General features: G+C 32.9%; 8 protein-coding genes. 4 read left to right on the forward strand and 4 right to left on the reverse strand.

Annotation, left to right across the window (positions count from 1 at the left end; translation table 11 throughout):
- Positions 1-76: 76 nt before the first annotated feature.
- From B4J88_RS01380 to B4J88_RS01395, 4 genes are all read right to left on the reverse strand, one after another.
- On the reverse strand, positions 77-811 hold the full coding sequence (locus B4J88_RS01380; protein ID WP_291065994.1) for an SIMPL domain-containing protein: 735 nt from the start codon (positions 809-811) through the stop codon (positions 77-79).
- A 65-nt stretch (positions 812-876) separates the two neighbouring features.
- Positions 877-1509 carry a thiamine diphosphokinase gene (locus B4J88_RS01385; RefSeq protein WP_291065996.1) on the reverse strand — a complete coding sequence of 211 codons (633 nt, stop codon included), beginning with the start codon at positions 1507-1509 and terminating at the stop codon, positions 877-879.
- Entirely contained in the window at positions 1502-2068 is a 567-nt protein-coding gene (locus B4J88_RS01390) for a cob(I)yrinic acid a,c-diamide adenosyltransferase (RefSeq protein WP_125350685.1), read from the reverse strand. Before B4J88_RS01390 ends, B4J88_RS01385 begins: the two co-directional genes overlap by 8 nt.
- A gap of 37 nt (positions 2069-2105) precedes the next feature.
- Positions 2106-3326 carry an MDR family MFS transporter gene (locus B4J88_RS01395; protein WP_291065998.1) on the reverse strand — a complete coding sequence of 407 codons (1221 nt, stop codon included), beginning with the start codon at positions 3324-3326 and terminating at the stop codon, positions 2106-2108.
- A gap of 124 nt (positions 3327-3450) precedes the next feature.
- On the opposite strand from B4J88_RS01395, the gene B4J88_RS01400 reads away from it, so the two are divergent.
- The 4 genes from B4J88_RS01400 (at position 3451) to B4J88_RS01415 (ending at position 8558) form a co-directional block, all read left to right on the forward strand.
- Positions 3451-4299: a DUF6929 family protein gene (locus B4J88_RS01400; RefSeq protein WP_291063235.1), complete on the forward strand. Its 849-nt coding sequence runs from the start codon at positions 3451-3453 to the stop codon at positions 4297-4299.
- A gap of 121 nt (positions 4300-4420) precedes the next feature.
- On the forward strand, positions 4421-7336 hold the full coding sequence (gene secD, locus B4J88_RS01405; protein ID WP_280051391.1) for a protein translocase subunit SecD: 2916 nt from the start codon (positions 4421-4423) through the stop codon (positions 7334-7336).
- Between the two features lie 92 nt (positions 7337-7428).
- Positions 7429-7983, forward strand: coding sequence for a twin-arginine translocase TatA/TatE family subunit (locus B4J88_RS01410; RefSeq protein WP_236688155.1), 555 nt, complete (start codon positions 7429-7431; stop codon positions 7981-7983).
- A complete protein-coding gene (locus tag B4J88_RS01415) occupies positions 7983-8558 on the forward strand; it encodes a phosphatase PAP2 family protein (protein WP_125350689.1) in 576 nt (191 codons plus the stop codon). The genes B4J88_RS01410 and B4J88_RS01415 overlap by 1 nt, the downstream gene beginning before the upstream one ends.
- The last annotated feature ends 292 nt before the right edge of the window (positions 8559-8850 follow it).

Genomic DNA, 8850 nt, shown 5'->3' on the forward strand with positions numbered 1-8850 from the left:
CGCTATTTCAGGACGGGACATATTTAAATAGACAAAAAAGCTTCTTAATATTAAGAAGCTTTTTTTTATTGATTTTTTAATTTGAGTTATAACTTGCTCTCACAGTAATTTGAGCCGTTTTTTGGCGAGATGTGGTATTCAATGAACCACCAGCCGAATATTCTTCATTATCATTTTTTCCTGTAATCTGAAAAATACCCAAATCGGCTTGTTTTAATTTTCCTAAACTAGTGCCAGATTTTGTTGCAATATTTTCAGCGCGTTGTTTTGCATTTTCAGAAGCTTGTGCAATCAATTCAAGTTTTAAATCTTCTAATTTCGAGTAGTAATAATTTGGATTAGATGAACTCAATTCGATGCCTTGGCTAATTAAAGTTGAAATTTCACGCGAAGCTTTCTCTATTTTATCCAATTCTTTCGATTCGATTGTTGCGTCTTGAGATAGATTATAACCAGTAAATTGACTAATCGAATTTCCGTTTGCATCTGTTCCGTACTGAAAATCTTTTGAAATATTTACCGCTTCAAAAACAATTTCTTTTGGATTGATTCCTTGCGAAATCAAAAAGTTTTTGACAACCGTTTGATCAGCTTTTAATTGATCCGAAGCAATGCGCAAATCATAATCTTTGCGACTAAAAGTTGCACGCCATTTGACTAAATCAGCATTAAAATCTTTCAAAGCATTTCCAGTAACATTGATCGATTCAGAACTTCTGAATTTGTATTTGTAAGCGTTTCCTAATATACATGTTGCAGCAATTAACCCAACGGCTAAAATAGATGCTACAATAACTGAAAATTTATTCATAGTAATTTGGTTTTCAGTAAATGTACAAAAAATACTAAAGATGTATTTCACTGAAAATAGTGAAATTAAGCAATCAAAATAGGAAATTCTTGATCGATGATAAAGATGATTAAATTACCTTCTGAATAATCAATTGTAACCACATCTTCATTGGCTTTGTTACGAGTTCCTATGCGAGAAAGTAAGTTTAAATCTTCTTTATTCAATGGATATTCCAAACCTTTTGTGATAATATTTTTACATTCAGGAAAGGGGAGAAGCGAAATTGTTCGTCCAAAATAACCTTCTAATTTCGTTTCTTTTTCTGCGAAAAAATATTGGCTATAATTATCGTAGAACAAAATATTGATTTGATCTTTGAAACGATAAGCCGCATTCAAATTTCCAATAAAATGATCTTGTTGACGACCACTTGCTCCAAAAACATCAACCTGTTCAAAACCTTTATCCAAAATGATTTGTAAGGCTTTTGTAAAATCTGTGTCATTTTGATCTGGAGTAGAAATAACTTCTGTTTCAGGAGGAAACTGACTGATTTCAAAAGAATCAAAATCGCCCGAAATAACATCGGGCGTTATATGTAATTTTTGTAAATAACGAAATGCACCATCTGTACAAAAAATCATATCATAATTTGATGTATCAGGCAGAATAGTAGGGACTTCGCCATTCAAAAATAAAAGAGCTTTTTTATTCACCTGGAATCCATTTTACTTCTTCGTGATTATTGTCTGTGGCAATTTTTCGACCTAAAACAAACAAATAATCAGAAAGACGATTCAAATATTTTTGTAATTCTGGACGGATTTCTTCTTCCTCAGCCAAACCAACTGTCAAACGTTCGGCACGACGACAAATACAACGCGCAACATGTGCATGAGAAGCGGCTTGATTTCCTCCTGGCAAAATAAAATGTGTCAATTGTTCCAATTGTCCTTCCAAATCATCAATCCATTCTTCCAATTGAACAATATCTTCTTCAGTAACGGTTTTCGGAATGCGAGGTTTACCATTTGCCAAGTATAATTTATCGACTGGCGTTGCTAATTCAGCTCCAAGATTGAATAAACCTTTTTGGATGATGATAATTTCTTCCTCTAATGCTGGATCAATTTCATAAGAACGAATTAATCCTAAATAAGAATTTAATTCATCAACAGTTCCGTAAGAATCAATCTTTAAACTATTTTTAGAGACACGTGTTCCTCCATATAAACCTGTTGTTCCTTTGTCTCCTGTTTTTGTATATACTTTCATGTGATTTCAACTAATAATTATCGAAGATAAGAAAATCTTAAATATTTTTTGGTAAAAGTGGTTTAGTAAAAAAGTGATATCCGATAGCTACGATGACTAAAATAACTGTGGTGATTATCCAAAGTGTATTAAAACCGTAATCGGTAGCAATGTGAGTTCCTAAAAATGGCGAAACAATAAAGGCAATTGCTGCTGTCATTCCGTTTAGTCCCATATAAGCTCCTCGGTTATTTTTTTGCGAACGAAAAGCTGTAACCGTTGACATCAAAGGTAAAACAAGCATTTCTCCAATAGACATCAGTCCAATTGCTAAGTACAACATTCTTAATGTGTGACTAAATGTGAAGATAAAATAACTAATTGCTGTGATAAATGAACCGAAAACTAAAAGTTGTGTAACTGTAAATCTTTTTTCGGTATAATGGATCAACAACATCTCGAATACAACAATGATTATTCCACTGAATCCCATTAATAATCCAATTTCTGTTTGTGTTAAATGCACTACATCTTTATAAAATAATGGAAGTGTATTTAGAATTTGGAAAAATGCAATGGAGAATAATACACAAAATAGATTGAATACTAAGAAAGGAGTGTCTGTGTATGCATTTCGTTCTTTTTCGACTGTAGCTTTGTCTGATACAGTTTCTGTGTTGGCTGCATTTCGCTCTTTTCGTCCATTGAAAAAGACAAAGAAAACAATTCCAGCAACCAAAGCGGCTCCTGCATTGCAATAGAATAATAAATCGTACGAATAATTAGATAAAAAACCTCCCATTGATGGACCAATTGAGAAACCTAAATTAACCGCCATTCTATTCAAAGAAAAAGCACGAGTGATATTTTCTTTCTTAGCATAACGTGTGATGGCAACTGAGTTTGCAGGACGAAACATTTCGCTAATAATACTCAAAACAAGCATAATAACAGCAAAAGATTCTACCGTTTTAAAATAAGGTAAAATCAAAAACATTGGAGCACTTAGAAATAAACTGATAGCTTGTACTTTAAAGTTTCCGATTTTATCTGTTATCCAACCTCCAAGCCAAGAACCAATTACAGAACCAACTCCAAAACAACTTAAGACTATTCCCGAGTTTTCCAAAGAAAATCCTAATTCGGAGATCATATAAATTCCTAAAAATGGTAAAACCATCGAACCCATTCGGTTCAACAACATTACGATGGCTAACATCCAAGATTCTTTCGAAAGTCCGCTGTAGGCGTCAATGTAAATTTTTAGAATTTTTTTCATCTCTCAATTTTCTTTTTAAATGCTACAAAGTTAAGTTCTTTTTTTACAAAAAATCGGTTATTTATCAAGGTTTCTGATATTCTTTGATTACTTTTGAAACCTCTTAAAAACAAATCTTACATCTATGTTGTTTTACAATTTCATTCTTAAGGTTTTAATTGTCATAAATGGGCTTGGAGCGGCATCAGGATTAGTGGTTGATAAACACCATGTTTACACGATTTCCGATGATAAAGCACATTTGTACGTTTACAATAAAAAGAAAAAAGAAGTGGATAAAGTTGATTTGAATCCAGAAGTAAAATCAAAACATATCACTAAAAAAGATAAACCAGATTTTGAAGCGATTACAAAATTTGACAATCATTTGTACATTCTTGGATCGGGCTCTAAAGAAAATCGTTTCGATTTGATTTCATATAACATCAAAACCAAAGAGGTACAAAACGATAATTATAGTTTTCTTTTGGATGAATTTTTAAAGGTTTCAAATTTATCTAAAAAAGATTTTAACATCGAAGGAATTATTACAGATGGACATTGTACATATTTTTTCAACAGAGGAAATGGTCCTGCTGGCGTAAACGGAATTTATAGAGTGGGAGGCAAGATAAATGATTTGAGAGGAAAATCAATTGATTTTTTTCCAATCACTTTGCCTAAAATTAACAATGAAACCACTACTTTTTCAGATGCTATTTTAGTAGATGGAAAAGTTTTGTTTACAGCAACAGTAGAATCTAAAAGTACAACTCAGTTTAATGGAGAAATAAAAGGTTCTATTATTGGTGAGTTAGATTTAGCTAGAATGGAGGTTATACGTTGGCAAAAAATTTCGGATGATAAGAAAATCGAAGGTTTAGCGTTGTATAAAGAATCTGGAAAGAATTATACCTTGTATTTGTGCGAAGATAATGATGATGACTCCAATAAAGCGTCAATTTACATCTACAAATACCAAAAGGAAATCTAATTTTTTGAATAAAGAATTTCGAAATACGGACATCGATTTTCGATTTATTCTTAAAAAATTGTGAAAGTATTTTCAAGACTATTATATTTGTCCGTCAAAATTTATTTATCAATTAAACATTATGCGAGGAAGATGGCTCATTGCAGCATTTGCAATTATTTTAAGTCTCTTGTGTATCAGACAACTAAGTTATACTTGGTACACAACTAAAGTGGAGCATGAGGCGGCGCGCTTGGCGAGTAAGCCAGAAGACGAACCAAGAATTTTAGATAGCTTGGCTCAGCATCCTCTTGATTTGGGAATTATTAAGTACGATTATGGGTATGCCAAAAACAATGAAATCAATTTAGGATTAGATTTGAAAGGTGGTATCAACGTAATTTTACAAGTTTCTGAAAGAGATTTAATCGAGAATTTATCAGCGAAAAGTCAAAACCCTATGTTGGCAACGGCTTTGGACGCTACAGATAAAGCTCAAAAAACAAACGGTAACGTACCTTATGTCGAATTATTTTTTCAAGAATTTGATAAAATAAAAGGAGGAACAAAATACGCAGCTGCAGATTTGTTTGGAAACAAAAACAATGCGGATAAAATTGCGTACAATGCTTCTGACGATCAGGTAAAAGAAGTAATCCGTAAAGATATCGAAGCTAAAGTTGCAACAGCTTATGATGTAATTAGCTCTCGTATTAATCAATTTGGTGTTGTTGAGCCAGTAATTCAACGTTTAGGTGATAAAGGTGATGGACGTATCTTGGTAGAATTACCAGGTGTTTCTGACACAGACCGTGTAAAAAAATTATTACAATCTACAGCAAAATTAGAGTTTTGGCAAGTTGTTCGTCAAGATCCTACTGTTTTACAATACTTTTCTAGCGTTAATACAGAAAAATATAATGTAAAAAATGAGAAAGGACAAACAATCAAAACTTTAGCAGAAGTTATGCAACCAGCTGGTTCTAATGCAAGTTTTGTTGTTAATGTAAAAGATACAGCTGTTGTAAATCGTGTGATGCAAGACAAAGGTTTTGTACCTGGATTACCAGCAAATATTAGAGGATATAAATACTCTTGGGCGAATAAGCCAATGAATTTAGGTAAACAAGCAAATGATAAATCTGCTCCTAAATTATTAGAGTTTTATGTCTTAAAAGGTAAAAATGGAACGCAAGAACCATTAATCGAAGGAGATAAAGTAGTTTCGGCTGCTGGTGAGCGTAACCCTGGTTCTATTACAAATGAGCCTGTTGTTACAATGCAAATGAATCAAGTCGGAGCACAAGAGTGGTCTCGTATTACAGACGAGTTGAAACCTGCAGGTCCTGGACAACCAGGTCAAGGTGTTGCAATTGTGTTAGACAATATGGTATATTCTGCGCCAAATATCAGTAATCAAATTACAGGAGGTAACTCTGTTATTTCTGGAAACTTTACAATTGATGAAGCAAAAGATTTAGCAAACATTTTACAAGCAGGTTCTTTACCAGCTTCATCTAAAATCGTTTCTGCAGAGGTTGTTGGTCCATCATTAGGACAAGAAGCAATTAACAGTTCGTTAATCGCTTTCGGTTGTGCATTTGCATTGGTATTAATCTGGATGGTATTTTACTACAGCCGTGCAGGTATCTATGCTAACGTTGCTTTAATCATTAACTTATTATTCTTATTAGGATTCTTAGTATCGCTAAAAGCTACATTATCTTTACCAGGTATTGCCGGGATTATCTTGACATTGGTAACAGGAATGGACGCGAATATCTTGATTTACGAACGTGTAAAAGAAGAATTAAGAAAAGGAAAATCATTACGTCAAGCAGTAGATTTCGCTTATTCATGGAAAGGAGCTTTCTCTGCAATTATTGATGCCAACTCGACATCATTTATCACAGCATTAATTTTATTCTTCTTTGGTAAAGGTCCTGTTGTAGGTTTCGCAACAACGTTTATGATTGGTATTTTTACATCAACATTTACAGCGATTTTTATTACACGTTACTTTGTAGAAGGACGTTTAGCAAAAGGAAAATCTGTTCCTTTTTATACATCATTTACAGCGCACTGGTTACAAAACATTAAAGTTGACTTATTAAAAACAAGAAAAATCTCTTATGCGATTTCAATTGTTTTAACAGTAGTTGCTTTAATTTCTATTTTCACAAAAGGATTTGATATGGGTATCGAATTCCAAGGTGGACGTACATATACAGTTCGTTTTGATAAACATGTAGATCCTCAACAAATTTCTGAAAGTTTGGGTGATGTTTTCGTGTTAGATGGTGAAAAAATGATACCACAGGTGAAAACGTATGGTGGTCAAAATCAAGTAAAAATTACAACAGCATACAAGGCTGACGAAGATGGAACAAATGTAGATGATGAGATTAAAGACAAATTATATGCAGGTCTTAAATCTTATTTACCAGCGAATATGTCTGAAAAAGATTTCTCTGAAGATAATGCTACAATTGGTTTAATGTCTTCTGCAAAAGTAGGTCCTACAATTGCCGATGATACAACAAGAGCTTCTTACATAGCGGTTTCTTTAGCATTAGTTGCAATTTTCTTCTACTTAATCGTGATGTTCAAACGTTGGCAATTCTCATTATCAACTATCATTGCTTTAGCGCATGACGTGGTTATTGTGTTAGGAGTTTTCTCTTTATTCAAAGGAATTTTACCTTTCAACATGGAGATCGACCAAGCGTTTATCGCGGCGATTTTGACGGTAATTGGTTATTCGATGAATGACTCGATTATTATCTTGGATCGTATTCGTGAGAATTTAACAGTTGAGAAAAACCACAACTTGTACGATATTATTAATATTTCTACTTCAGAAACATTATCACGTACAATTAATACGTCTTTATCAACGTTCTTAATCGTATTAATCATTTTTGCATTTGGTGGAGAATCAATCAAAGGATTTATGTTTGCGAAATTAATCGGTATCGTAATTGGTACATTCTCGTCTATTTTCGTTGCATCTCCTTTATTGTACGACTTTACTAAAAAAGGTCAAATGAATAAATAAGATTCAAATTTTAAATAAATTTTAAGAAAGCCATCAAAGAAATTTGATGGCTTTTTTTCTTCTACTAAATTTAGATTTTATACATTTGTTTAGTGAATAGTTTAGTAATATACCCAGCGTTTTTAGACTTCCAGGAAGTCGTGATTATTATGGTGGTTGCTGTAGTGATTTTTGGACCAGATAAAATTCCAGAAATTGCTCGTGGTTTGGGAACTGCTGTGCGCAAATTAAAAGAAGCATCTGAAGATATCAAGCAAGAGATTATGAATCCTGTTCAGGATGTTGATCCTACAAAAGAGATTCAGAATACCATAAAAGAGTTAAATCCAATGAATGAAGTCAAAGATTCTTTTGCGAAAATTAATCCAATGGAAGATTTTCAGAAATCATTTGATGAAGTTCGTAATCCAGTAGATGAAATGCATCAAGCTATTCATCAAGACAATACAGTAAATGCAGCGTTGAAAGATGATGCACCAACTATGAAAGCTGTAGATCCTGTACAGGATTTGGAATTGGATGTGCAAGAAACAACAGAACCCGTTATAGAAAATGTGGTTGAGCCAATTGTGGAAGAACCTGCGGTTGTTGTAGAACCAAAATCTGTAGACGAAGCATTAGGTTTAGGCGGATCAGTAAGTAGGTAATGATACAAGATTATTTTGATTGGGACGTACAAATATTTTTGTATTTCAATAATTTAGGGAATGAAAAATGGGATTGGTTTTGGTTATTAGTAACCGATAAAAAAACATGGATTCCGTTGTATGTCATCTTTCTCATCTTACTTTATGTAAAACTTGGTTGGAAAAAAACCTTATTGGCTGGAGTTTGTATTGCACTGATGATAGCGTGTGCAGATCAATTTACAAATATCTTGAAAAATTCTTTTCAACGTTTTCGTCCATGTTACACCGAGTCGATTCAAGGATTATTTCGCCCGATAGATTGCGAGGGTAGAGGTAGATACGGTTTTACTTCGGCGCATGCATCTAATCATATGGCGATTGCAATTTTTATTGGAATACTTTTGAGACGCTATTACAAATGGTTACTTTATATCTTAATTGTTTGGGCGTTAATGGTTGCTTACAGTAGAGTTTATGTCGGGGTACATTTCACAGGAGATATATTTTTCGGAACACTAATCGGAATATTTTTCTCGATTCTTTTCTTGAAATTGTATTATTTCTTAGAAAAAAAATATTTGAAGAAGAATTAGATTCATAATAAATAAATACAAAAAAAGTCTATAACAGTATGTCATAGACTTTTTATGTATTGTCAAACGGTAGTATCTTACTAACTGAGTAAATAGAAAAGTTATTCTGAAGATAGTTTGAGTCCCAAAAGCTCAAAACATATTTTCGGTAAGAACTTTTTATTATTTTTAACATTACATAGGTAGTATCTACAAAGAAGAATAATTACAAAACAAGAAGTCTTACAAATCCTTTAACAGTGGATACGATCTAAAAGCCTGCGTCAAAACGATGAACAAACGTGCTATAGAA

Source organism: Empedobacter sp. UBA5036 (assembly GCF_002415215.1).
Taxonomy (GTDB): Bacteria; Bacteroidota; Bacteroidia; order Flavobacteriales; family Weeksellaceae; genus Empedobacter; species Empedobacter falsenii_B.